The following is a 24,380-nucleotide window of genomic DNA, read 5'->3' as shown; positions in this document are numbered from 1 at the left end:
GCTACTAGGACACTCCGGCGCCTTGCGAGAGCACGCACCAGACGCCGCGGGCCCCGCCCAGAGGGCGGACGACGATACTTTGCGGACACTCCCTAAGGCCTGCCGTTCGGGTCACGGCGGGTCGAGCCGCGGATCCGGCGCGGCCTGCCGGCCGGTCGGTCGGTCGGTCGGTCGAGCCGCAGGTCCGGCGCGGCCTGCCGGTCGTGGCCTCCCGCGGACGGGGCGCCCCGCACCGCCTGCCTATCCTTCTCCCCGTACCCGATCCGCAGTCCGAGGAGATCGACCATGGCCGCCACCCCCATCGCCGTCATCACCGGCGCGAGCAGCGGCATCGGCGCCGCGACCGCCCGTACGCTGGCCGCCGCCGGCTTCCGGGTCGTGCTGACCGCCCGCCGCAAGGACCGCATCGAGGCGCTGGCCGCCGAGATCACCGAGGCCGGTCACCAGGCGACGGCCTACCCCCTGGACGTCACCGACCGCGCGGCGGTCGACGAGTTCGCCACCGCGTTCCGTTCCCTCGCCGTCCTCGTCAACAACGCGGGTGGCGCGCTCGGGGCCGACCCCGTCGCGACCGGCGACCCCGCCGACTGGCGCCGGATGTACGAGACCAACGTGATCGGCACCCTCAACGTCACCCAGGCCCTGCTGCCCGCCCTCACCGCGAGCGGCGACGGCACGATCGTGATCCTCTCCTCCACCGCGGCGCTCTCCGCGTACGAGGGCGGCGGCGGCTACGTGGCGGCCAAGCACGGCGAACACGTCCTGGCCGAGACCCTGCGGCTGGAGATCGTCGGCACCCCGGTCCGCGTCATCGAGGTGGCCCCCGGCATGGTCAGGACCGAGGAGTTCGCCACCACCCGCTTCCGCGGCGACACGGAGAAGGCCGCCAAGGTCTACGCGGGCGTCGACGCCCCGCTGACCGCCGAGGACGTGGCCGACACGATCGGCTGGGCCGTCACCCGCCCCAGCCACGTCAACATCGACCTCCTGGTGGTCCGCCCCCGCGCCCAGGCCTCCAACACGAAGGTCCACCGCACCGGGTGAGCCCGGCTCACCCCTATGAAGCTGGTGGTGAAGGAGTTCCTGACGCTCGACGGCGTCTCCCAGGCCGTGCCTCAGCCCTTCACGCACACCACCTGCTTGAGCTTCGCGACGACCTGGACCAGGTCCCGCTGCTGATCGATGACCTGCTCGATCGGCTTGTACGCCCCCGGGATCTCGTCCACGACACCGGAGTCCTTACGGCACTCCACGCCCTGCGTCTGCTCCTCCAGGTCCTTGGTCGAGAAGCGCTTCTTCGCCGCGTTCCGGCTCATCCGGCGGCCCGCGCCGTGCGACGCCGAGTTGAACGACTTCTCGTTGCCGAGGCCCTTCACGATGTACGAGCCGGTGCCCATGGACCCCGGGATGATCCCGTAGTCGCCGGACCCGGCCCGGATCGCGCCCTTGCGGGTGACCAGCAGGTCCATGCCCTCGTACCGCTCCTCCGCCACGTAGTTGTGGTGGCAGGAGATGACCGGATCGAAGGTCACCCGGGCCTTCTTGAACTCCTTGCGGACCACGTCCTGGAAGAGCCCCATCATGATCGCCCGGTTGAACTTCGCGTACTCCTGTGCCCAGAAGAGGTCGTTGCGGTACGCGGCCATCTGCGGGGTGTCCGCGATGAACACCGCCAGGTCGCGGTCGATCAGGCCCTGGTTGTGCGGCAGCTTCTGCGCCTGGCCGATGTGGAAGTCGGCCAGCTCCTTGCCGATGTTCCGCGAACCGGAATGCAGCATCAACCAGACAGAACCGGCCTCATCGAGACAGAACTCGATAAAATGATTCCCGGATCCGAGCGTTCCCATCTGCTTTGTGGCGCGCTCCTGCCGGAATTTGACCGCATCGGCGATCCCCCCGAACCGCCCCCAGAAGTCGTCCCATCCCGCCGTCGGGAACCCGTGCAGCTTCCCCGGGTCCACCGCATCGCCGTGCATCCCCCGGCCGACCGGGATGGCCTGCTCGATCCTGGAGCGCAGCCGTGACAGGTCGCCGGGAAGATCGTTCGCGGTGAGGGACGTCTTGACGGCGGACATCCCGCAGCCGATGTCCACCCCGACCGCGGCCGGGCACACCGCGCCCTGCATCGCGATCACCGAACCGACCGTCGCCCCCTTGCCGAAGTGGACGTCCGGCATGACGGCGAGACCCTTGATCCACGGCAGCGTGGAGACGTTGCGCAGCTGCTGCATGGCCACGTCCTCGACCGACGCGGGGTCCGCCCACATCCGGATGGGGACCTTCGCTCCCGGCACCTCTACGTACGACATAACTCCTCGATTCCCCCGAAAAGACTGAAAGCGCAAAACCGGTACCAAGATCGGCAAACCTGTCGGCCGACCGGCATTCACAGCGGCGCGTGCGATACACATTGTGTCCATCGGCCGCGTTCGAGCGGCAACCCGTTTTCCGTACCGAAGGGAGCCTGGGACGGTGCGAGACATGGCGTACGTACCCGGCGTCGCGCTTCTGGCAGCGCTCGTCGTCGGCTGCAGCGCCGGCTCCGACAGCAACGCGAACGGCGCCGACAGCAAGGCGGGCGGCCCGACGGTCACCCCCGCACCCCCGGGCAAGTACGAGACCCTGCCCGCCCCCTGCCGCGCCGTGCCGCGCGGCATGCTGAAGGACCTGCTGCCCGGCGCCGCGCAACTGCCCGGGGACCAGCAGGAGAAGGTGTTCCGGGGGTCGGCGTCCGTCACCTACGACACCGACCGCAAGGTCGGCTGCAGCTGGAAGTCCGACGCACCGAACGCCACCCGGAGCCTCTCCATCGACTTCGAGCGGGTCGTCTCCTACGACCCCGCGGTCAGCGACGACGACCGCGCCGACACGGTGTACGCGAAGAAGGAGAAGGCCGCCGGCCTGTCGTCGTCGGCGACCCCCGGGCCGGACGCGGAGAAGAACAGCGGGACCCCGGGCGAGAAGGGGAAGGACAAGGGCAAGGGCACCGACGCGGACAAGCCGGAGGGCGCGGCGACGGACGCCACGGCCTCCACGGACGGATCGACGGACGGTTCGGCGGACCCCTCGTCCTCCTCCTCGCCCTCCGGAGGCGACGGCGGGGGCGACAACGGCGGCACCGGACCCAGCACCGGCACCGGCACCGGCACCGGCACCGGCACCGGCACCGGCACCGAGGACGCCCTCCCCTCGCGCGTCCTCGACAACCTCGGAGATGCCGCATTTCTGCACGATCTGCCCACTCGGGCAGGTTCCACCGCACAGCACCGCACGGTGAGCGTGGTATTCCGCACATCGAACGTGGTCGTGACCGTCCGGTACGCCGAGCAGCCGGCCCTCGTCACACAGGTGTCCGACAGCAGGGAACTCCAGGAGAAGGCCCAGGCACTGGCCCGGAAGCTGGCCGAGACGCTCAGCGAATAGACCCCGCCCGACGGGTCCCCACCGGCCGGATTCCGGTCTCCGGGGGCCCTCGGCGGCGGCACGGGCCGGCCGTCAGCCGTCGTACCGTGGCTGTCCGGAAGACGTACCGCCCCGCTACCGAGCCCACCCGTACACCGCACGAACCGAGACCTCCAGCACCGAGAGCTCCGTGCCATCCGAGTGAAGGAACCATGCACCGATCAGCCCCGCGCCTGTCCCGCATCCTCGCCTGCGCCGCCGTTCCGGTGATGCTCGTAGCCGCCGGCTGCTCGTCGGACTCCGGCTCCGACAGCAAGAAGAACGCGGGCTCCTCGTCGTCCGGCACCCCCAGCGCCAAGCCCTCGGAGCCCACCGTCGAAGCGGCGAGGTTCGACGATCTGCCCGACCCGTGCGCCTCGGTCACCAAGAAGACGATCAAGGACCTGGTGCCCGAGGCCAAGAAGGAGAACGGCACGGCCGGCCGGTCCAACGACCTGGCGGCCCGCAGCAGTTGCTCCTGGAACGGCCTGGACGACAAGGGCGTCGACGGCTCGCAGTACCGCTGGCTGGACGTCGGCTTCACCCGCTTCGACTCGGACCAGTCGCTGGGCAGCGGCGCCAAGCGCGCCACCGCCGAGTACACGAAGCAGGTCACCAAGGCGAAGGCCTCGGAGGGCGCCGAGAAGGTCGCCGCCGACCCCACCACGGGCATCGGCGAGGAGGCCACGACCGTCACCTACGGCCTCAGCAAGACGGGCGAGGACTTCGCGTACGCCACCGTCGTGGCGCGCACGGGCAATGTCGTCGTCACCCTGACGTACAACGGCGCGGGTTACGCGGGTGCGAAGACGCCCTCGTCCGCGAGCATCGTCAAGGGCGCCCAGAAGGCGGCGAAGGAAGCGGTCGCGGCCGTCGCGGACACCGCCGACGCCAAGGTCACGCCCCCGGCGAAGGGCGGCTCCGGCGACAGCGAGAAGGACGTCAAGAAGGACACGGCCAAGGGCAGCGGCACCGACAGCGACAGCGACAGCGACAGCGACAGCCCCAAGTCGAAGACGAAGCCGAAGACGAGCTGACGGCTCTCTCGCACGCTTTCCCAAGACCCGGCCCACCCGCACGCTTTCCCGAGACCCGGCCCTCCCCGAGGGCCGGGTCTCGCCGTTCGGGCAAGCCCCGGGGGCACATGCCCGTCGGCTTCACGCCACCCCTCTCCCCGTTCCGATCCGATGGCGTCGGACGTCGAAGCACTCCCCGCCGAAGCACCGCCGCAGCACCGCCGAAGTCCGCGCCGAAGCTCCCGCCGGACCCGGGAACAGCCCGCAACTCCTCCCCCGCGTAACGAAACTCGCACACATGTGCCAGGCTGTCCCCTCGCCGGGCGTCTGAAGCCTGGCCGAAAATCAAGGCCGGGCGCACGAGCCGGGTTCGGGTACAGAGGTCGGGGATCGGGGAGGGGATCGCGCGTGGCCGCGATGCAGCTGACACGCACGCACCGCATACTCATCGGGGTCGTCGTCGCCGGTGCGGTGCTCATCGCCGCGATCGGTTTCGCGGGTTCCTACGCCGCCGTGCGCGAACTCGCGGAGGACAAGGGTTTCGGCGAGTTCGCGGTGGTCTTCCCCATCGGAATCGACGCGGGCATCTGCGTCCTGCTGGCCCTGGACCTCCTGCTGACCTGGATGCGGATCCCGTTCCCGCTGCTGCGCCAGACGGCGTGGCTGCTGACCGCCGCGACGATCGCGTTCAACGGCGCGGCCTCATGGCCGGATCCGCTCGGCACCGCGATGCACGCGGTGATCCCGGTGCTGTTCGTCGTCTCCGTCGAGGCCGCCCGGCACGCGGTGGGCCGGATCGCGGACATCACGGCCGACAAGCACATGGAGGGTGTCCGGCTCACCCGCTGGCTGCTCTCGCCGATCCCGACGTTCAAGCTGTGGCGGCGGATGAAGCTGTGGGAGCTGCGCAGTTACGAGCAGGTCATCAAGCTCGAACAGGACCGGCTGATCTACCAGGCCCGGCTCCAGGCCCGCTTCGGCCGCAACTGGCGGCGCAAGGCCCCGGTCGAGTCGATGATGCCGCTGCGCCTCGCGAAGTACGGCGTGCCGCTCGCCGAGACCGCCCCGGCCGGGCTCGCCGCCGCCGGCATCGAACCGGCCCTGCTGCCGCCGGTCGAGGGGTCCCGCCCGAAGGCGGAACTGCCGTACGAGTCCCAGCGGGAGCAGCCGGGCGAACAGGAGCACGGCCGCGAGCAGGGGTACGGGAGCGGCCCTGTGCACGCCGGGCAGCACCCTCAGCAGCACCCCCGCCCGCAAGGCCGGCAGCATCAGCAGCCCCCGTTGCCTCAGCAGCAGGAGCCCGCCGTCCCACCCACGCACGACAGCCCCTGGTTCGCGGCGCAGAAGCTGCCCGACGGCACCTCGCACCAGAGCGCGTACGACCCGCAGCAGGGCGAGGGCCTGGAGCACGCCCCGGTCCAGATCCCCTCGGGCCCCGGCCGGACCCGGCCGCTGGGAGACGTGGGCACCATCGGCGCGGTCCCGCACCCCCGTCACGAGGAAGCCACCGACGAAGCCCTCGACGAGGCCCCCGAGGACACCTCCGCGGAAGCGACCGAGGACGCGCCGCAGTTGGAGGAGTGGTCCCAGGAGGACGCCGAGTTCGCGAGCATGGCCTTCGAGGTGTTCAGCGCGTACACGGACGAGCAGGGACGTCACCCGAGCGCCGAGGCTCTGGAGATCCACCTCGCCGACACCCGCAACGTCGGTCATCCCCGCTCCCGTGAGCTGCTCCAGCGCCTGTGGCCGGAGTTCAAGCAGGCGTACGTCCCGGCTCGGTCGACGGTCGACCAGCCCGCCTGAGGTAGGGCGCAGCGGTCGGCTCGGCGGCCCACGGCCACACCTGGCCGTCAGGCCGAGCGCGGCAGTGGGCTGCCGAGCCGGCCGCTGCGCCGGTGGAAGAAGGCCGCCTGCCCCACGACCAGCAGGGTGTTGGCACCGAGCAGGGCGGTCCACAGGGCGGTGAGTCCGCCCCGGGCCGACAGCGGGACGGCGACCAGTGCCAGCAGGCCGTAGCAGACGGCGAAGGCGAACAGGCTGGGCACGGTGTCCCTGATCGCGACGAGCCCGAAGCCGAAGACCGCCTGGAGCGCGTCGGTGACGACCACCAGGAGCACGAGGGGCAGCAGGGCCAGTACCTGTTCCCGGGCCGCGAGGTCGTGGGTGAAGAGGGACAGCACCGGGACGCGCAGCACCGCCAGCACACCGCCGATGAGGAGCACCGCGCCGAGGGCCGTCACGACTCCGGCGCGTGCGCCGGCGCGCACTCCTCTGACGTCCTTGGCCTTCACGTGGGGCGCCAGCAGGGGGATCGTGGCCTGGCCGACGGCGACGGCCGCGGTGAACATGAGGGCGACCAGGGAGACGGAGATGCTGTGGGCGGCCGCGTTCACGGGGTCGATGCGTGCGGCGGCGACGGCCAGCACACCGAGGACGGCGAACTTGATGAGGACGGTGCCGGCGAGCGGTACACCGACACCGGCCAGCCTGATCACCGCGCGGACCTGCGGTCGGCCGGGGCGGAGCGGCCGGCCGGCCAGGACGGCGCACCGGCGCAGTCCCCCGTGCGCCACGGCGGCACTGATCGTGGCGGCCGCCAGCATGGCGATCCCCGCGCCGGGCAGCCCGAGCCCGTCGAGCGGGCCGACGCCGTTCACGAGGATCAGCGAGAGCGCCACGGCCGTGGCGGTTCCGGTCATCCCGGCGCGCATCACGAGTCGGGAGCGGCCGAGGCCGACCAGGGTGGAGGTGGCGGCGTTGCCGACCGCGGCCACCAGGACGCTCGCCGCCATCAGATAGGGGAACGCGCCCAGTTCCGACAAGGTCTGGCGCGGTACGCCGGAGGCGAGGCCGATGAGCGGTACCCCGGCGACGGCCAGGGCGCCCAGCAGCCCGGTGGCGATGCCGAGCCACAAGCTGTCGCGCACCACCGGCAGCAAGGCGTCCGGGTCGTCGTCGTGCGCGGACACGAAGGGCATCACGCCGCGCAGGGCGCCGGCGACGGTCGCGGTGGCCGGGGTGTACACGGCCATCGTGAGGGCGAACGCGGCCAGTGAGGCGGTGGCGTGCCGGCCGAGCAGGGCGGTGTCGACCAGGCTGCCCGCGGTGGAGGCGAGCATGGTCAGGTACAGCGGCAGGGCGGTGGCGACGGTGCGCCCGATCGGCCCCCGCCCGGGGGGACCCGGGGGCGGGCCCGTCTCCCGGCCGCCGGGGCCGGGGACTGCCCGGGTCCGCCGCCGGAGGTAGGGCCCCACCGCACGGCGGAGCGCCGCCACCCGGGAATCCTCCGGGTGACGGCGCTCCGGCGCCGAGGACGCTAAGCGCCCGGGTATGCGCATCGCTACGCGCCCAGCAGCCTGCGCACCCGGTCCGCCCCCACCGCGAGCAGCAGCGTGGGCAGGCGGGGCCCCGTGTCGCGGCTGACGAGCAGCCGGTAGAGCAGCGCGAAGAAGGACCGCTGGGCGGCCTTCAGCTCGGGCGTCGGCTTGGCGTCCGGCTCCAGGCCCGCCAGCACCTTCGGCACGCCGTAGACGAGCGTGGTGAGCCCGTCCAGCGACCAGTGCGAGTCCAGCCCCTCCAGGAGGAGGCGCAGCGACTCGCGGCCCTGGTCGTCGAGCGAGCCGAGCAGTTCCTTGTCGGGCTCGTCCCGGACGATGGTGCGGGCCTCGGCCGGGACCTGGGTGGTGATCCAGTTCTCGGCCCGGTCGAGGCGCGGGCGGGCCTCGTCCAGCGAGGTCAGCGGGTTGGCCGGGTCCAGCTCGCTGAGGATGCGCAGCGTCTGGTCCTCGGCGCCGGCGGTGATGTCGGCGACCGAGGCGAGCGTCCGGTACGGCAGCGGGTGCGGGGTGCTCGGGAGCTCCCCGGCCGCCGTGCGGACGGCACGGGAGTACGCGGCGGCGTCGGCGGGCAGCACGGTGCCGTCGGCGACCTTGCGGCCCAGCGAGTCCCACTCGTCGTACAGCCGCTGGATCTCCTGGTCGAAGGCGATCTTGAACGACTGGTTGGGCTTGCGGCGGGCGTAGAGCCAGCGCAGCAGCGGCGCCTCCATGATCTTCAGCGCGTCGGCCGGGGTGGGCACCCCGCCCTTGCTGGAGGACATCTTGGCCATGCCGGAGATGCCGACGAAGGCGTACATGGGCCCGATGGGCTGGACGCCGTCGAAGACCTCGCGGACGATCTGGCCGCCGACGACGAAGGAGGAGCCGGGCGAGGAGTGGTCGACGCCGCTGGGTTCGAAGATCACGCCCTCGTACGCCCAGCGCATCGGCCAGTCGACCTTCCAGACGAGCTTGCCGCGGTTGAACTCGTTGAGCCGGACCGTCTCGGCGAAGCCGCACGCCGAGCAGGTGTAGTTCAGCTCGGTGGTGTCGTCGTCGTAGGAGGTGACGACGGTGAGGTCCTTCTCGCAGTTGCCGCAGTAGGGCTTGTACGGGAAGTAGCCGGCGGTGTTGCCGCTGCCGTCGTCCTCGGCGGCGGCGCCGGAGCCCTCGGCGGCCTCCAGCTCGGCCTCGTCGACCTTCTTCTGCTGCTGCGGCTTCTTGCCGCCCTTGCCCTGGGCCGCCGGGTCCTTCTTCGTCCGGTAGCGGTCCAGGACGGCGTCGATGTCGGCGCGGTGCTTCATCGCGTGCAGGATCTGCTCGCGGTAGGTCCCGGCGGTGTACTGCTCCGTCTGGCTGATGCCGTCGTACTCGACGCCCAGCTCGTCCAGGGCCGCCGTCATGGCGGCCTTGAAGTGCTCGGCCCAGTTCGGGTGGGCGGAGCCGGCCGGGGCGGGCACCGAGGTCAGCGGCTTGCCGATGTGCTCGGCCCAGGACGTGTCCACGCCGGGGACGCCGTTCGGCACCTTCCGGAAGCGGTCGTAGTCGTCCCAGGAGATCAGGTGGCGCACGGTGTATCCGCGGCGGCGGGCCTCGTCGGCGACCAGGTGCGGGGTCATGACCTCGCGGAGGTTGCCGAGGTGGATCGGGCCCGACGGGGACAGACCGGAGGCGACGACGACCGGTTTGCCAGGCGCACGACGCTCCGATTCGGCGATGACATCGTCCGCGAAGCGGGAGACCCAGTCGGTCTCGGTGCTGGTCTGACTCTCGGCCACGGTCGGCACGTCCTTCTCTCGTCTGTCGTTTCCCGATGGGGTACGGACCATTCTCCCAGCTACCCCCCGCAGCGCGAAAACGGCTTTACGCCCCGTGGGATACTCGGGAGATCCCTTGGACACCCAAGAGAATCCCTTGTCCCCCTACGGAAACGGCAGCCAGACCATGGCCTCGGTCCCTTCCCTCGCTTCCACGCTCCAGCAGCAGCTGGCGGACGCCCTGACGGCAGCTCTGCCGGATGCCGGCGCCGCGGACCCGCTGCTGCGACGTAGCGACCGGGCCGACTTCCAGGCCAACGGCATCCTGGCGCTCGCCAAGAAGCTCAAGGGCAATCCGCGGGAGCTGGCCGCCCAGGTCACCGCCGCCCTTCCGGCGGGCGAGCTGATCAAGGACATCGAGGTGTCCGGGCCCGGCTTCCTCAACATCACGCTCACCGACCGGGCGATCGTCGAGACGCTGGCCGCCCGGGCGGCGGACGGCGACGGCCGGCTCGGCGTGCCGCTGAAGGACGACGCCGGGACGACGGTCATCGACTACGCCCAGCCGAACGTGGCCAAGGAGATGCACGTCGGCCACCTGCGGTCGGCGGTCATCGGCGACGCCGTGGTCAAGATCCTGGAGTTCACCGGCGAGAACGTGGTCCGGCGGCACCACATCGGCGACTGGGGCACCCAGTTCGGCATGCTCATCCAGTATCTGATCGAGCACCCGGGCGCGCTGCGGCACGAGGGCGGCGCGAGCGACGGCGAGGCGGCGATGTCGACGCTGAACCGGGTCTACAAGGAGTCGCGGGTCCTGTTCGACTCCGACGAGGAGTTCAAGGCCCGGTCCCGGGACCGGGTGGTGGCCCTCCAGGCCGGGGACCCCGAGACGCTGGAGCTGTGGCACCGCTTCGTCGACGAGTCGAAGATCTACTTCCACTCGGTGTTCGACAAGCTCGACATGGTGATCGCCGACCCGGACATCGTCGGTGAGTCCGGCTACAACGACATGCTGGAGGAGACCTGCCGGATCCTGGAGGAGACGGGCGTCGCCGTCCGCTCCGAGGGTGCGCTGTGCGTGTTCTTCGACGACGTGAAGGGCCCGGACGGCAACAAGGTCCCGCTCATCGTGAAGAAGACGAACGGCGGCTACGGCTACGCGGCGACCGACCTCTCCGCGATCCGGAACCGGGTGCAGGACCTCAAGGCGGACACCCTGCTGTACGTGGTGGACGCACGGCAGTCGCTGCACTTCAAGATGGTCTTCGAGACGGCCCGCCGGGCGGGCTGGCTGAACGAGGACGTCAAGGCCGTGCAGCTCGCCTTCGGCACGGTCCTCGGCAAGGACGGCAAGCCGTTCAAGACCCGTGAGGGCGAGACCGTGCGGCTGGAGGACCTCCTCGACGAGGCGGTCACGCGGGCCACGGCGGTCGTCCGGGACAAGGCCGACAAGGTGGGCCTGTCCGAGGAGGAGATCGTCGAGAACGGCCGGTACGTCGGCATCGGGGCCGTGAAGTACGCGGACCTGTCGACCTCCGCCGTACGGGACTACAAGTTCGACCTGGACCAGATGGTGGCGCTGCACGGCGACACGTCGGTGTACCTCCAGTACGCGTACGCCCGGATCCAGTCGATCCTGCGCAAGGCGGGGGACGCGGTCCCGGCCGCCCACCCGGAGCTGGAGCTGGCCCCGGCGGAGCGGGCGCTCGGTCTGCACCTGGACCAGTTCGGCGAGGTCCTCGCCGAGGTCGGCGCGGGCTACGAGCCGCACAAGCTGGCCGCGTATCTCTACCAGCTGGCGTCCCACCTGACCACGTTCTACGACCAGTGCCAGGTGCTCAGCCCGGACAACGCCCCGGAGGTCGTCGAGAACCGGCTCTTCCTGGTCGAGCTGACCGCCCGGACCCTGCACCAGGGGATGGCGCTGCTGGGCATCCGGACGCCCGAGCGGCTCTGACCCCTCCTGTTGTACGTACGTCGGCCCCGGCATCTGGGAACAGGTGCCGGGGCCGATCACGTACAGGATCGATCCCCTAGGGAGTGTCCGCAAAGTATCGTCGTCCGCCCTCTGGGCGGGGCCCGCGGCGTCTGGTGCGTGCTCTCGCAAGGCGCCGGAGTGTCCTAGTAGCGGAGCTACTCGGGCATTTCGGCAACGCCGCGAGAGTGCGTGCCAGGCGTCGTGGGCCAGACGAGACTTTGCGGACACGACCTAGGGTGCGGTGAGTTCCACGACGACGTCGTAGACCGCCGGGTTCGGTGTGACCGGCCGCTCGGTCCGCTCGCGCGCGGCCCGGGTGCGGGAGGCGAAGTCGGGGTCGGCGGTGGCGGCCTCCCACGCCTCCTGGCTCTCCCAGTGGGAGACGTTGACGAGCTGGAAGCGGGAGTCCGAGGAGCGGGCCCGGTGCATCCGCGAGTCGATGAAGCCCGGCTTCTCCCGCATGAGGCGGGCCCGCTCCTCCCACTTCTCGACGAACGCGTCGAGCTCGTCGGCGGAGATCTCGAAGACGTTGATGAAGGTGACGGACGATCCCGGTGTGTCGGCGGCTAAGCCGTTCTCTGCGGTCATGCCGCAACTCTAGGAGTCGGCCGAACGGCTACTGCGGTCGGCCCAGCGCCCACCCCGACACGTCGGCGAGGCGTCCGCGCCACAGCGGCAGGGAGACCGGGGTCATCGCCCCGACGACGAGCGTGACGTCCCTCAGATGGATCCAGCGGGGCAGCCGGGCCGTCTCCGCGTCCTCGTCGGCGCGCAGTTCCCGTACGCCCTGATCGACCGTCTCGGGGAACTCGGCGAGCAGGTTGGCCCCCTCGCCCTCGACCTGGCGCAGGCTCCTGGCCCATTCGGCCTTCCACTGCTCGTGCCCGATGACGTCCCCGTGCAGGAGGCCGCCGGGGTGCGTGAGGGTGAGGGGCAGGCTGGAGCGGGGGTCCTGGTCGAGGAGCTGGATGAGCAGCTGGAGCTGAAGGTCGGGCAGGGGTTCGGTGATCACGGCGGCGGACGGTGCCGGTGAGGTGGCTGCGCCGGTGCTCATGGGGCCTTCCCTTCACATGGAGGACGACGGTCGTCCTTCCCACCTGCCCCGTCGAGCGCGCGCGCACGCCTCCGGGGGCCTGCCCGCCTCAGAGGAAACGGCGGATGGGCACGACGGCTGCTTCCCGGGCCCGCTGGAGGAGGTCACGGCGCTTCCACCGGCCGCGCTCGATCAGCACGCTCTTCGCCCGGTCCTCGTCGAAGTGGCCGTCGAGGGTGGCGGTGAAGTCCCGGTCGAGGACGGCGAGCATGACTTCCTCGTCGTGGTCGAGCGAGCGCCGGTTGAAGTTGGTGGAGCCGATGAGGCTCGCGATCCGGTCCACGGTGAGGGTCTTGGCGTGCAGCATCGTCGGCTGGTACTGGTAGATCTTCACGCCACAGGCGGTCAGCTCCTCGTAGAAGCGCTGGCCGGCGAGCTGGCAGACCCGCTTGTCGGTGTGCGGGCCGGGCAGCAGGATCTCGACCTCCACCCCGCGCCGGGCGGCGTCGCAGAGAAGCCCGGTGAAGTAGGCGTCGGGGGCGAAGTAGGCGGTGGTGAGGCGGACGCGTTCCTCGGCGGATTCCAGGACGACCCGGATCAGGGTCTGCATGTCCTGCCAGCCGAAGGAGGCGGAGCCGCGCACGACCTGGACGACGGCGTCCCCGTGGCGCTCGCCGACGACGAACCGGTCCCGCTCGTCGAAGAGCTCCTCGTGGCACTCGGCCCAGTTCTGGGCGAACGCGGCGGCCAGGCCGTCGACGGCGGGGCCGGTGACCCGGACGTGGGTGTCGCGCCACTCGTGCTCGTTCCGGGCGTCGCCGCACCATTCCTCGGCTATCCCGACGCCCCCGGTGAACGCGGTGTGCTCGTCGACGACGAGGACCTTGCGGTGGCAGCGGTGGTTCTGCTTCAGCGGCGAGAGGTGCAGCGGCTTGCGGAACCAGGTCACGGTGACCCCGGCCCGGTCCATCAGCTCCAGCTGGTCCTTCTCGATGAGCCGGCAGCCGAACCCGTCGAGCATGAGCCGCACCCGGACCCCGGCGCGGGCCCGATCGGCCAGCGCCTCGGCGAACCGGAGAGCGATGTCACCGCGCCAGTAGACGAACGTCATCAGGTCGATGGTGTGCTCCGCGCCCCGGATGGCCTCCAGCATCGCGCCGAAGATCTCGTCGCCGTTGCGGAGCGGGAGGAGGGCGTTCCCCTCGGTGGCGGCGATGCCGATCAGCCGCTCCAGCCTGCGTCGGAGCCGCAGGGACCGCTCCTCGCAGGTGCGGGTGTCCAGGGCCATGGTGTCGGGGGCTTCGGCGGTCGCGGACATGGGTCACCTGGAGGGGAGGCGGGCTGGGGCGGCCGACCGGCCGGAACCGGACGGACCACGAGGACCCGGCGACTGTACTCCTGTACGAATCCGGACGGAATCGGCCCCCCGCGGCCGAGGGGCGTGTACGCGCCCCTCGGGGCGGAAGGTGGGAAGCGCGTCAGGTCGCGGGCTCCCACCCGGTCTCCGCGTTGCCGTACACGTACTCCGGCCGCCCCTTCATCCCACTCGTACGGAACAGCTTCCCGTGGTCGTCGATCCGTACCACCCCTTCCTTCCCGCCGCTGCTCCACTCCAGCTCCAGGTACCAGGTGACGTCGTAACCGACGGCCTTCATATCGAGGTTGAAGACCTCCACGTCCTCGGACGTCACCTTGTACGGGAAGTCCACGGCCGGAACCACCACGTCCCCCTGCTTCCCCGGCACCGGCCGGAGGGTGGGGTGCCCGGCGTCGAGGTGGGAGGTGAACGTCTGGGGCGCGATCCCGCTGCCGCAGCCGTTGCCCATCAGGTACGCCGACCAGGGCAGCGGAGCCTTGCGGGAGACGACGCGCACGTGCATGCCCTTGAGGACCACCGCTTCGCGCGAGGTCCCCTGCACGGTGAGCTGGAGCAGCATGCTCCCGGCGTCGACCCCGCCGTACGACTCCGCCCAGCCGCGCCGGTCCTGCGGCGCGGGCGGCGGGTCGAGCTCGTCGGGCCCCCGGTTCACCAGGTAGTGCTGGCCGCAGGGTTCGTCCCAGTTGTACGAGGAGATGCTGACGGCCGGCGGAGCACCGAGGCCCGTACCGCTACCGCCACCGGCTCCACCGCCCTGCGGCTGCCCCGGCCCGGAGCCCGCCGAGGGCTTCACGGACGGCGGCCCCGAGGGGGACGCGGAGGCGCTCGCCGAAGGACCGGCCGAACTCGGGCTCGCGGAGGGCCGGGGCGTAGCCGAGGCGGAGCCTTCCGGCGCGGGCCCGAGGTCTCCGCCCGCGTCCTCCACCCGGTCCGCGGCACTCCCGCCGTCTTCCCGCCCCGACCCGACGAGGTCGGCGGCGACGACGGTGGTGGGCACGAGGAGGGCGGCGACCCCGGCGGCGGCGATGAGCACCCGCGTACGCCGGGAGAGCCGGGACCACCGGGAGCCCGCCCCCGGCCGAGCGCCACCGGACACAACAGATGGCTCGGACGGCTCGACGGCCTCAGCGACTTCGACGCCTTCGGGAACAACAACGGGCAGCGGCACAGAAGCAGGAGCCGGCGCAGACTCGGCCGTCCCCGGTGCCGCGCCCACCGGAGGCCGACGCCGCGCCGCGTCCGCCACGATCCACCGCCGGTGCACCTCCACCAACTCGTCGCCGGACGCCCCGCACACCCGCGCGAACCGCTCCACCGGGGCGAACTCGTTGGGCACGGCGTCCCCGTTGCAGTACCGGTGGAGCGTCGACGTGCTGACGTGCAGCTTCCCCGCCAGCACACCGTAGCTGCGCCCCGAACGGTCCTTCAGATCCTTCAGCAGAGCCGCGAACTCCACAGCCTCCGGCGTCGCCACGACGGCGTTCCCCTTCCTCGTGCGTCCCGGAACGGCGTTCCAGGGACGCGGAATCCCCGCAGGTCACCGTACGCGTAGTCGTTCCAGCATCCCCAATGGTTCAGCAGGCGTTGCGGTCGGAATCCGCCATCCCACAAGCTCGGACCAGACCTCAGCAGGACCGAGCAGGACCCAGCAGGACCACGGGCCGGCCGTTCAACCGGACCAACACACCAACCGATCACGGGGAGTACCACCGCCATGCGCACCAACCGCATCCGCACCACCGCCCTCGCCGCCACCGCCCTCATCGCCGCCCTCTCGCTCACCGCCTGTGGCGGCGAGGACAAGGCCATGGGGACGAAGGCGGCCGACTCGACCGGGACGGCGGCCCCGGCGGCGACGAGCACCGACGCCACCGCTACGGACGGCACCGACGCCACGGCACAGCCGGACGCACCTCAGGCCGGCAAGGCCGAGACGCAGACCGTCCCGGCCGAGGGGAAGCACGCCGGCGGCAACGGCAAGAAGCCGGAGGCCGCGCCGAACGCGAAGGCCCCGGCGTCGATCCCGGCCTGCACGACCACCAACTCCAAGGTGACGGTCTCCTCGGTGAGCCGCCCGATCAACCACCTGCTGCTCACGGTGACCAACACCGGCTCCGCCAACTGCGCCGCGTACAACGCGCCGTTCCTCCGCTTCGACGGCGCCCAGGCCGTGTACCCGGTCTACGACGACAGCCAGCCGCAGTCGGTCGTCGTGCTCTCCCCCGGCAAGAAGGCGTACGCGGGCATCGCGCTCCTCGGAGAGCCCGGCCAGAACGAGCCGGTCAAGAGCGCCAACCTCGGCGTCATCATGGTCGACAAGAACAACCAGTCGAAGGGCGAGACCACGCTGAAGCTCCCGGCGGAGACCTACACGGACGGTCTGGGCTTCGTCACCTACTGGCAGTCGGACGTCGAGAGCGCCCTGATGTACTGAGCGGACGCGGCATCCCAGGCCAGCGCCTGACGTGCGGTAACTGTGCGCGACCCGTACACATTTGTTGTACGGGTCGCGCAGGCGTGAAGTGGGTTCCGGGGTGGGAGTGGGAACCGTATGCACCCCAGAAAGCGACAGCGTAAGAACGCGTCGACCATGAAGCTCGTGGGCAAGCTGCTGGCTCGGTTCCGCACCGAGGCGGGCCTGACACAGGTCGAACTCGCCCAGGCCTCGGGCGTACAGGAGGACACGATCGCCTCCGTCGAACAGGGCAGGCGCTCCCTGGTCCCGGATCTGGCGGAGACGATCGACGATCTGCTGGACACCAAGGGCGCGCTGGCGACGGCGGTCGACAACATGCCGGAAGTCGACCTGATCCCGCTGTGGGCCGAGGACTACATCGACATGGAGCAGGACGCGCTGGCGCTGTCCTGGTACGACAACCAGGTCATCCCGGGCCTGCTCCAGACGAAGGTGTACGCGCAGGCGGTGTTCGGCAACAAGATCCCGGTCTACAGCCAGGAGGAGATCGAGACGCAGACGGCGACGCGGCTGCAACGCCAGCAGATCCTGGACCGGAAGAAGCCGCCGACCACCAGCATCGTGATCTGGGAACCGATCCTGATGATGAAGCTGACGTCGGACGAGGAGCACAGGGAACAGCTCCGCCACCTCTACGCGATGGCCCAACTCCCCGGCGTCTGTCTCCAGGTGCTGCCCCTCGACAGCAGGGTCCACGCGGGCATCGATGGCCCCTTCATCCTCCTGGAGACACCGGACCACCAACACGTCGCGTACACCGAGACCCAGCGCGGCAGCCAGCTGATCTCCGACCGGAACGAGGTCAGCATCCTCGCCCAGAAATATGCGATGCTGCGAGCCCAGGCGCTCAGCCCTGTGGAGACCCTGCGCCTACTGGCACGCTTACTGGGAGAGACATGAGCACCGCACTGAACTGGTTCAAGTCGAGCTACAGCGGCAGCGAAGGCGGGGCCTGCCTCGAAGTCGCCTACGACTGGCGGAAGTCGAGCTACAGCGGCAGCGAAGGCGGGCAGTGCCTCGAAGTCGCTTACGACTGGCTGAAGTCGAGTCACAGCTCCGACGAAGGCGGGGCCTGCGTCGAGATCGCCGCGCACCCCGCCGCCGTCCACGTCCGTGACTCCAAGGACATCGAGGGCCCGACCTTCACCGTCGCGCCCACCGCCTGGTCGGCGTTCGCCGCCTACGCGGCCACCGCCTGACCCTCATCACCTCTCACCGTCGTCATCCCGCCCGGACCGTCTCGTAACGGAGCATCGCGACCCCGTTCCCGAAGGTCCGGGTCTCCACCAGCCGGAGCATCTGCCGCTCCTCCGCGTCCTGGAAGAAGCGGCGGCCCCGGCCGAGGATGACCGGGTGGACGTAGATCCGGTACTCGTCGATCAGATCCGCCCGCCGGAACGACTCCAGCAGATCCGCGCCGCCGACCGCCAGATCCCCCGACGCGGCGTCCCGCAGACCGCGCACCTGCTCGGGGTCGACCTCGTGCAGCAGGGTCGCGTTCGGCCCCACGCTCTCCAGCGTCCGCGAGAAGACGAACTTCGGCATGTCCCGCCAGATCCCCGCGAATTCGGCCATCGGGCCCTCGTTGTCCGGGTCCTGATCGGCGGTCGGCCAGAACTCCTCCATCAGCTCGTAGGTGACGCGCCCCTCGACGAAGCCGCCCATGGTCCGGAAGTAGTCGTTGAAGTGCTGGTGGACTTCCTCGTCGACGGTGTGCCAGTCGATGTCGTGGTCGGGCCCCTCGAAGAATCCGTCGAGGGAGAGCGAGATGGACGTGACGATCCTGTTCACCGGGGGCTCCTGTCGGATCGGCCCGGTCGACGGGAACGACGACCGGGCGGCGCGCAACGGGCTTCGACGATAAGCCCGGGCACTGACAGCCGGGCCTAGCCGCGCCCGCCCCCCTGCGCGGCCCCCGGCCGTCTCCCCCGTACGGTCCCCCGCCGGTCCAGCTCCTCCCGCCAGTCCCGCTCGACCGGCTCGTCCGGCCGTACGGTCTCCGCCAGCGACGCGAGGATCGGCTCGGCGGTGGCCCAGAGCAGCGCGCCGCCGACCCCCGGCACGACCGTGCGCCGCGCCCCGGGGATGCGGGAGACGAGCCGCCGGCCCAGGTCGGGCGAGTGGGAGGCGTCCTCCTCGCCGTACCAGACCTCGACCGGGACGCTGATCGCGCCGAGGTCGATGGGCCAACGCCCCATGGCGAGCACGGTGTCACGGGCGTACCCGGCCGCCGCGCCCTGGCAGAACGCCTCGTCGAGGGCGCGGCCGTAGGCGGCGGCGAAGCCGGGGTCCTCGTACACGGCGAGGTCACACGCCGGGCTGGTGGCCAGAACCATCCGCCGCATCGCGTCCGCGTCGAACCCGGCGAACACCTTCTCCGCCCCGACCGGGTCCTCCGCCACCCGCGCGACCAGGCCCCGCAGATCGTCGGGCAGGGCAGCGGCGAACTCGGGGGCCGCGACCTCGTCGGCGGCCGAGACGAGCGTGAGCGCGGAGACGACGCCCGCCGCCGCGCAGGCGAGGGCGAAGGGCGCGCCCTGGGAGTTCCCGAGCATGGCGGGACGCGGGCCCAGTCCGCGCAGCGCGGTCAACTCCCGTACGTCGTCCGCGAAGTCCGCGAAGGTCCGGTCGGGCGCGGGCGTGGAGACCCCGAGCCCGGGACGGTCCACCGAGACCAGCCGGACGCCCTCGTTCTCGACGGCCCCGGCCCCGATCCCGAGCCACCGGCTGGTCGCGGCCCCGGGCGAGAGCAGGACGGGCAGCCCATCCTCCGGCCCCCACTCGGCCCAGCCGAGCACCCTCCCGTCGGAGAGGCGGGTGGTTCCGAGGCGGGCGGGATCATCGACGTACAAACTCATGCCCGACATCATTATCCAGCCACCCCCGCCCCGCACCGGCTTTCGAACCCTGGGCCCGGCGCGGAGGTCAGCGGCAGCGAAGAGGTTGTCGTGCGTCAGTGCCACCGCCCCGCACATGGCCAGTGCCACCGCCCCACCGCCGCGCACATCGCCAGTGCCGCCGCCCGGCACGTTGTCAGTGCCGCCGCCTAGGCTCCCCACCATGGCGACGCTCCCCAATCCACTCCCCTCCCTGGCCACTTCCGGCCTGGACCTCCCGTCCGGCTCCCTGGTGGACGCCACGCTGGACGGGCCCTGGCACGAGCCACTGCTCTGGTACGCGGACGGCCCGGCGGCCCCGCGCGACTGGTCGGACCTGCGGGCGGCCGGGCGGCGGGTCGGGCTGCTGCCGGTGCTGGTCACGGGCGGCCCGCGCGACCAGTGGCCCGAGGAGTGGGACCTCTGCCCGGACGACACGTCGTATCCCGGCGACCACGACGCCGACGAGGTCCTCGCGGGCTACTGGACGGCGTACGCGGCCGACGAGGTCGGCGACGGCGCGGCGGCCGGGGAGAGCGGGGAGGGGGCCGAGGGGCCCGGCTCCTGGCCCGGCCTCGCGCCCGCCCCCGCCCGGGAGGCGGCCGAGGACGCGGACACGGCGGCCGCGGGACTCGCGGGCGTGATCGCCGCCGACGCGGACGAGTGGCTCGGCGGGGCGCGGATGGCCCTCGTCCCGGCCCGCCGCAGCGCCGACATACCGGCGGCGATCGGCTGGTCCGGCCCGATGAACCACGAGAACGACGTGGCCCGGCTCTGCGCGGTGCTCCGCTCCTGGGAGGACCGCTACGAAGCCCGGGTCGTGGTGCTCGGCTTCGACACGATGATCGTCTCCGTGGGCCGCCCGCCCGCCACGATCGAGGAGGCCCGCGCCCTGGCCGCCGAGCACTACGCGTTCTGCCCGGACAACATCGACCAGTCCCCGCCGTACGACCTCGACGCCTACGCCGAGAAGGCCGTGCTCAACCAGGAAGCGTGGTCGTTCTGGTGGGACTAGACACGCCGGGACCGGAAACGGAAGAGGGACCGGGAACGGGCAAGAGCCGTCCGGCCGGTCAGCGGTCGGACCTCAGCAGCATCAAGAAGTGGTGGCGCACGCTCGGCGGCGACGGCTTCGCCGTCCTACCGCCGCCGACCCGGAGCCGCTACACGCAGTCCGACGGCCACGAGGACGCCGCCGAGATGTTCGCGACCCGGTCCCTCCCCGCCGACACCTCCTTCGCCTACTGGCACTGGCAGTCCCAGGCCGCCTTCGACCGCTCCAGCGGCCTGACCGGCGAGCTGTACGTGCACTGGGGCGGCGACCACGCCACCGTCACCGCGGGCCTCGGCGACGGCCCGCACGGCTACCGGATCCTCAACGGCGGCCCCGAGGGCGCGTTCCGGCTCGACAAGGTCACGGAGAAGGACGACGACGGGATCCCCGACCCCGAAAACCCCGCCGGAGTACGCCAGTTCCTGGACAGGCTCCGCAGCCCCCTCGTGAACCGGCCCGGCCGGCCCCGCCGCCACGACGCCCCGCTGACCGCCGCCGAGGAACGCTGGCTGCACGACCGGCTGCACGATCCGGTGGAGCTTTCCGGGGCTGCGGGATTCGTCACCGCGCTGGAGTCACGACAGGCACTGACCCCCGAGGAGACGTCACGGCTGCTGCCGGCCTGGCGGACGGAGTACGCCGGACGGCTCACCGAGTGGCCCGCCTGGGCGGCCCTGCTGGACGCCCTGCTGCGCCACGACCACGAGGAGGTCTGGGACACGGTGGCGTGCCTCGGCCCCCAGGCGTCCGACGTCCTCGGCGCGGCCCCCTCCCCCCGGGCCCTGGACATCCTGCGCGAGTGGTCGCTCGCCGGCCATCGCACCGCGATCCGCGCCTGGCTCGACGTGCACCGGGCGGTCCACGGAACCGACCCGGTGCAGACGGCCCGCGCGCTCGCCGCGGAGCTGACCGAACACCTCGCCCCCGAGGCGTCCCTGAGCAGCCTGTTCGCCGCGCTCAGCGCCACCGTCACGAAGGACTGGCGCACCGCCCGGCCGACGGCGGACCACAGTGCCGCCCAGGCGTTCGCGGCCCTCACCGCCGTCCGCCTCGCCACCGACGACGACCTGCCGCGCCCTCTGCGCGTGGCCGCCGCGCGCAGGGCGTACGACCAGGTCGCCCACGTACGGGAGCAGGCGGCCCAGCACCCCGGAGTCACCGAGGCCGAAGTGCTCGCCGCCGCCGACCGCTACGACGCCGCCCGCGACGGCCTGCTCGCGGGCACCGGCCCCGACCTCACCGGTTACGAGGGCGGGCTCGGCGACCTCTACCACCGCTACCGCACCCCGGCCCCCGCCGACGTCCAGTGGCTGCGCGACCGGGTGGCCGACCCGTCCACCGGCGTCCAGGGCATCGCGTTCTGCCTCGAACTGCTCCTCGCCCACGGCGAGGCGGGCGAGGCCGAGCTGGACGCACTCCTGCCGCGCTGGAAGAAGGAGCTGACCAAGCAGTACCGCACCACGTACACCGAGTGGCGTCACCCCCTGGTCACCCTGACCTGCCTCGCCCTCGACCTGAACCACCCCGCCGCCGCCGACCTGACGGCCTGGTGGGCGAAGCCCGAACCGCTCTGGAAGAACCCGGTCCGGCTGCTGACCCACCTCGGCGCACCGGACGAGACGAAGGCCGCCGAGCTGTGGGACTTCGTGGCCTCCGGCGCGGACGACAACGGGCAGTTGATGACCTGGGTGCTGCTCCGCGCCCGGCTCGACGGCACGCACCCGCTGCACGTCGCCGAGCGGCTGATCGGTAAGCCGGGCATCCGCGCGTACGTCCTGCACCGCGTACTGATCGGGGTGGCCGACCCGGCCCAACCGCTCTGGCACTACGCCGTCGACCCGCGCAGCCACAGCTGGCTGCGGCGCGCCCAGGAGGTCACGGACGATCCCGCCCTCACCGACGCGGCCCGCGCGATCGGCCTGAAGACGGCCCGCGAGCACTACGTCTTCCGCTACCCGGACCAGGTCCGCCCGGCCCTCACGGACGGGCAGTTGGCGGCGGCCCACGCCTGGGCACAGGCCCGCGCCGACAGGACCGCCGCGGACTGAGCCCTCGTACTCATGCGGGCGGCAGACCCCCGGGGGTTGACTCGGACCCATGAGCGAGAACAGCCACGACAGCGGCAGCACCCCGGCGACCACCCCCGCGCACGCCCCCGACCTCCGTGCGTGGGTCGCCCCGCTGATCTCCACGATCGTGACGCTGCCGATGGGACTCGTCGCGCTGTTCATCGGCGGGCTCACCCCGATGGCGTGCGACTCCTGCAACGGGGCGGCGGCCGACCGCTTCGACGCGAGCTTCACCACCGCGTGGACCGTCCTGTGCATCGGCCTGATCCTCGCCCTGATCGTGCTGGTCGCCGCCTGGGCCGTCCCCCACCAGCTCCGTTACGCCGCCCGGCGGGTGGGCCTGGCCCTCACCGCCCCCACCGTCGTCGGGGTCACTTTCGTAGCATTCATGGCACTGGTCGACTGGCCCTGACAGAAAGTGTCCACCCCCATGAACGACACGAACCTCACGACCACGACGGAAGCAGCCGAAGCCGCAGAACGTCTGATAGCCGAGTTCCGCGCCCTGCCCTCCGACAACGACCGCAAGCGCGAGATCATCACCGAACTGGACGCCAACGCCCAGGCGCTGCCGTTCCTCGTCTCGGTCGTCGCCGACCCCGGCGAGTACGACCTCGCCCGCGTCGAGAGCGCCACCGTCCTGCGCCTGTGGCCCCCGGCCGATCCCGCTCTGCGCCACGAAGCGGGCCGCGCCCTGCTCACCGCACTGCGGGACCCGGAGGAGGACCTGGTCCGGCAGTACGCGGCGATGTCGCTGGCGCCCTACACGGCCGACCCGGTCGTCGCCACGGTCCTGAACACCACCGCACGGGCCGACGAGGACCCGCTCGTACGGGACAGCGCCCGCTTCTCCATCGAGGAGGCCCACCGGCTCCAGGAGACCGGAGCGGGTGGGCCGTGAACCACAACAGGCCGAGCGGACCGGCTCAGCGCCGAGCGTCGCGCCCGAGCCACCCAGCGGCCTCGGTCGCCCAGTAGGTCAGGATCATCTGCGCCCCGGCCCGCCGGATCCCGGTCAGGCTCTCCAGGATCGCCCTGTCCCGGTCGATCCAGCCCCGCTCGGCGGCGGCCTCGATCATCGCGTACTCGCCGCTGATCTGGTACGCCGCGACCGGCACGTCCACGGACTCCGCGACCTTGGCGAGGATGTCCAGATACGGTCCGGCGGGCTTCACCATGACCATGTCCGCGCCCTCCTCCAGGTCCAGCGCCAGCTCCCGCAGCGACTCGCGGGCGTTGGCCGGGTCCTGCTGGTAGGTCTTGCGGTCGCCGGTCAGCGAGGAGCCGACGGCCTCGCGGAAGGGGCCGTAGAAGGCGGAGGAGTACTTCGCGGTGTAGGCGAGGATCGACACGTCCTCGTACCCGGTCTGGTCCAGGGCGTCGCGGACGACGCCGACCTGGCCGTCCATCATCCCGCTGGGGCCCACCACATGGGCCCCGGCGTCCGCCTGGACCTGGGCCATCTCCGCGTACCGCTCCAGGGTCGCGTCGTTGTCCACACGGCCGTCGCCGTCGAGGACTCCGCAGTGGCCGTGGTCGGTGTACTCGTCCAGGCACAGGTCCGACATCACGACCAGGTCGTCGCCGACCTCCTCGCGGACCGCGCGCAGGCCGACCTGGAGGATGCCGTCCGGGTCCGTGCCCACCGTGCCCCGGGCGTCCTTCTTCGCGTCCTCCGGCACACCGAAGAGCATGATCCCCGAGACGCCGGCCGAGACCGCCTCGACGGCCGCCTTCCGCAGGGTGTCCAGGGTGTGCTGGTACACGCCGGGCATCGACGAGATGGCGACCGGGGCGTCGATGCCCTCCCGCACGAACGCGGGAAGGATCAGGTTCGCGGGATCGAGCCGTGTCTCGGCGACCATCCGCCGCATCGCCGGGGTCGTCCGCAGCCGCCGGGGGCGGGAGCCGGGGAAGTTTCCGTACGCAGTCATCCTTCGACGATAGACCCGTACGCAGTCAGGTCTTACCGACACCCGCGC

At 71.5% G+C, this 24,380-nt stretch carries 22 protein-coding genes; 12 read left to right on the top strand and 10 right to left on the bottom strand.

Annotation, left to right across the window (positions count from 1 at the left end; genetic code table 11):
- The first annotated feature begins 285 nt into the window (after window positions 1–285).
- Entirely contained in the window at window positions 286–1,044 is a 759-nt protein-coding gene (locus ACIQRW_RS37590; protein ID WP_215106132.1) for an SDR family NAD(P)-dependent oxidoreductase, read from the top strand.
- A gap of 71 nt (window positions 1,045–1,115) precedes the next feature.
- On the opposite strand, the gene ACIQRW_RS37585 is transcribed toward ACIQRW_RS37590, so the two are convergent.
- The gene (locus ACIQRW_RS37585; RefSeq protein WP_403769692.1) at window positions 1,116–2,309 is read right to left on the bottom strand and encodes an RtcB family protein; all 1,194 of its coding nucleotides are present in this window, start codon (window positions 2,307–2,309) and stop codon (window positions 1,116–1,118) included.
- A 172-nt stretch (window positions 2,310–2,481) separates the two neighbouring features.
- Between ACIQRW_RS37585 and ACIQRW_RS37580 the strand changes: the two genes are divergently transcribed.
- The 3 genes from ACIQRW_RS37580 to ACIQRW_RS37570 all read left to right on the top strand — a co-directional run bounded on the left by ACIQRW_RS37580 (window position 2,482) and on the right by ACIQRW_RS37570 (window position 6,260).
- Window positions 2,482–3,423: a DUF3558 domain-containing protein gene (locus ACIQRW_RS37580; protein ID WP_403769689.1), complete on the top strand. Its 942-nt coding sequence runs from the start codon at window positions 2,482–2,484 to the stop codon at window positions 3,421–3,423.
- 191 nt (window positions 3,424–3,614) lie between these two features.
- Window positions 3,615–4,478, top strand: a complete 864-nt coding sequence (locus tag ACIQRW_RS37575; protein ID WP_403769686.1) for a DUF3558 domain-containing protein — start codon at window positions 3,615–3,617, stop codon at window positions 4,476–4,478.
- Between the two features lie 387 nt (window positions 4,479–4,865).
- Window positions 4,866–6,260 (top strand): DUF2637 domain-containing protein, encoded by a 1,395-nt coding sequence (locus tag ACIQRW_RS37570; protein ID WP_403769684.1) that lies wholly within the window; start codon window positions 4,866–4,868, stop codon window positions 6,258–6,260.
- A 47-nt stretch (window positions 6,261–6,307) separates the two neighbouring features.
- Here ACIQRW_RS37570 and ACIQRW_RS37565 read toward each other — a convergent pair whose 3' ends face one another.
- Together ACIQRW_RS37565 and lysS are read right to left on the bottom strand one after the other, a co-directional pair.
- Complete coding sequence (locus ACIQRW_RS37565; RefSeq protein WP_403769681.1) at window positions 6,308–7,732, bottom strand: MATE family efflux transporter; 1,425 nt, start codon at window positions 7,730–7,732, stop codon at window positions 6,308–6,310.
- 65 nt (window positions 7,733–7,797) lie between these two features.
- Entirely contained in the window at window positions 7,798–9,561 is a 1,764-nt protein-coding gene (gene lysS / locus ACIQRW_RS37560) for a lysine--tRNA ligase (RefSeq protein ID WP_403769678.1), read from the bottom strand.
- A 157-nt stretch (window positions 9,562–9,718) separates the two neighbouring features.
- On the opposite strand from lysS, the gene argS reads away from it, so the two are divergent.
- Window positions 9,719–11,491, top strand: coding sequence for an arginine--tRNA ligase (argS, locus tag ACIQRW_RS37555; RefSeq protein WP_403769695.1), 1,773 nt, complete (start codon window positions 9,719–9,721; stop codon window positions 11,489–11,491).
- Window positions 11,492–11,743: 252 nt separating this feature from the next.
- On the opposite strand, the gene ACIQRW_RS37550 is transcribed toward argS, so the two are convergent.
- The 4 genes from ACIQRW_RS37550 to ACIQRW_RS37535 form a co-directional block, all read right to left on the bottom strand.
- On the bottom strand, window positions 11,744–12,100 hold the full coding sequence (locus tag ACIQRW_RS37550) for an antibiotic biosynthesis monooxygenase family protein (protein WP_403769676.1): 357 nt from the start codon (window positions 12,098–12,100) through the stop codon (window positions 11,744–11,746).
- 28 nt (window positions 12,101–12,128) lie between these two features.
- On the bottom strand, window positions 12,129–12,566 hold the full coding sequence (locus ACIQRW_RS37545) for a hypothetical protein (RefSeq protein WP_403769673.1): 438 nt from the start codon (window positions 12,564–12,566) through the stop codon (window positions 12,129–12,131).
- 88 nt (window positions 12,567–12,654) lie between these two features.
- On the bottom strand, window positions 12,655–13,863 hold the full coding sequence (locus ACIQRW_RS37540) for a phosphatidylserine/phosphatidylglycerophosphate/cardiolipin synthase family protein (RefSeq protein ID WP_403769670.1): 1,209 nt from the start codon (window positions 13,861–13,863) through the stop codon (window positions 12,655–12,657).
- Between the two features lie 160 nt (window positions 13,864–14,023).
- Window positions 14,024–15,397: a helix-turn-helix domain-containing protein gene (locus tag ACIQRW_RS37535; RefSeq protein ID WP_403769667.1), complete on the bottom strand. Its 1,374-nt coding sequence runs from the start codon at window positions 15,395–15,397 to the stop codon at window positions 14,024–14,026.
- Window positions 15,398–15,637: 240 nt separating this feature from the next.
- On the opposite strand from ACIQRW_RS37535, the gene ACIQRW_RS37530 reads away from it, so the two are divergent.
- From ACIQRW_RS37530 to ACIQRW_RS37520, 3 genes are all read left to right on the top strand, one after another.
- Window positions 15,638–16,357: a DUF4232 domain-containing protein gene (locus ACIQRW_RS37530; protein ID WP_403769664.1), complete on the top strand. Its 720-nt coding sequence runs from the start codon at window positions 15,638–15,640 to the stop codon at window positions 16,355–16,357.
- 156 nt (window positions 16,358–16,513) lie between these two features.
- Window positions 16,514–17,299, top strand: a complete 786-nt coding sequence (locus ACIQRW_RS37525) for a Scr1 family TA system antitoxin-like transcriptional regulator (RefSeq protein ID WP_403769661.1) — start codon at window positions 16,514–16,516, stop codon at window positions 17,297–17,299.
- On the top strand, window positions 17,296–17,598 hold the full coding sequence (locus tag ACIQRW_RS37520; RefSeq protein ID WP_403769658.1) for a DUF397 domain-containing protein: 303 nt from the start codon (window positions 17,296–17,298) through the stop codon (window positions 17,596–17,598). Before ACIQRW_RS37525 ends, ACIQRW_RS37520 begins: the two co-directional genes overlap by 4 nt.
- Window positions 17,599–17,620: 22 nt before the next feature.
- On the opposite strand, the gene ACIQRW_RS37515 is transcribed toward ACIQRW_RS37520, so the two are convergent.
- Both ACIQRW_RS37515 and ACIQRW_RS37510 read right to left on the bottom strand, forming a co-directional pair.
- Window positions 17,621–18,190, bottom strand: a complete 570-nt coding sequence (locus ACIQRW_RS37515; protein WP_398618036.1) for a dihydrofolate reductase family protein — start codon at window positions 18,188–18,190, stop codon at window positions 17,621–17,623.
- Between the two features lie 95 nt (window positions 18,191–18,285).
- A complete protein-coding gene (locus ACIQRW_RS37510) occupies window positions 18,286–19,257 on the bottom strand; it encodes an alpha/beta fold hydrolase (RefSeq protein WP_403769655.1) in 972 nt (323 codons plus the stop codon).
- Between the two features lie 202 nt (window positions 19,258–19,459).
- Between ACIQRW_RS37510 and ACIQRW_RS37505 the strand changes: the two genes are divergently transcribed.
- The 4 genes from ACIQRW_RS37505 to ACIQRW_RS37490 are packed head-to-tail and all read left to right on the top strand — an operon-like array spanning window position 19,460 to window position 23,299.
- Entirely contained in the window at window positions 19,460–20,290 is an 831-nt protein-coding gene (locus ACIQRW_RS37505; RefSeq protein ID WP_403769652.1) for a DUF4253 domain-containing protein, read from the top strand.
- Complete coding sequence (locus ACIQRW_RS37500) at window positions 20,269–22,377, top strand: hypothetical protein (RefSeq protein ID WP_403769649.1); 2,109 nt, start codon at window positions 20,269–20,271, stop codon at window positions 22,375–22,377. The genes ACIQRW_RS37505 and ACIQRW_RS37500 overlap by 22 nt, the downstream gene beginning before the upstream one ends.
- Before the next feature lie 49 nt (window positions 22,378–22,426).
- Window positions 22,427–22,810, top strand: coding sequence for a hypothetical protein (locus ACIQRW_RS37495; protein WP_403769646.1), 384 nt, complete (start codon window positions 22,427–22,429; stop codon window positions 22,808–22,810).
- A gap of 18 nt (window positions 22,811–22,828) precedes the next feature.
- Window positions 22,829–23,299, top strand: a complete 471-nt coding sequence (locus ACIQRW_RS37490; protein ID WP_403769643.1) for a hypothetical protein — start codon at window positions 22,829–22,831, stop codon at window positions 23,297–23,299.
- 25 nt (window positions 23,300–23,324) lie between these two features.
- Here the strand turns inward: ACIQRW_RS37490 and hemB are convergent, their stop codons facing one another.
- The gene (hemB, locus tag ACIQRW_RS37485; RefSeq protein ID WP_403769640.1) at window positions 23,325–24,332 is read right to left on the bottom strand and encodes a porphobilinogen synthase; all 1,008 of its coding nucleotides are present in this window, start codon (window positions 24,330–24,332) and stop codon (window positions 23,325–23,327) included.
- Window positions 24,333–24,380 lie beyond the last annotated feature (48 nt).

The organism is Streptomyces sp. NPDC091287 (assembly GCF_044768525.1).
GTDB lineage: Bacteria > Actinomycetota > Actinomycetes > Streptomycetales > Streptomycetaceae > Streptomyces.
This window is presented reverse-complemented; position numbering and strand designations above follow the sequence as displayed.